The sequence below is a fragment of the Salinimicrobium oceani genome, from assembly GCF_012037645.1.
In genome coordinates this window covers 1-362 of sequence record NZ_JAAVJR010001087.1, presented here as the reverse complement: position 1 = coordinate 362, position 362 = coordinate 1, and the positions used below count along the sequence as shown (strand labels likewise).

Genomic DNA, 362 nt, shown 5'->3' with positions numbered 1-362 from the left:
ATGCCGCTTTGAAAGTACAGGAAAAAGAAGAATTTGTACTGCAAAGAAGCGAAGCTTATATAGGCGTTTTGATCGATGACCTTATCACAAAAGGCACAGAAGAACCTTACCGAATGTTCACTTCGAGAGCAGAATACAGAACTTTGCTACGCCAGGATAATGCCGACTTTAGACTGACTGAAAAGTCTTATCAAATAGGTTTGGCTTCTGAACAGCGTCTTCAAAAGATGGTAGAGAAGAAGACAAAATCATATGCTTTTGTAGAATTTTTGAAAGAAAAAAGTGTCGCTCCCGAGGAAGCTAATCTTGTTTTGGGAGCAAACGATTCTGCCTTAATGAAGCAGAGCGATAAGATCTTTAAA

1 pseudogene is annotated in these 362 nt (G+C 39.0%); it reads left to right on the top strand.

The features are described 5' to 3' along the window. A pseudogene (locus HC175_RS20905) lies at positions 1 to 362 on the top strand (tRNA uridine-5-carboxymethylaminomethyl(34) synthesis enzyme MnmG); the annotation flags it as partial.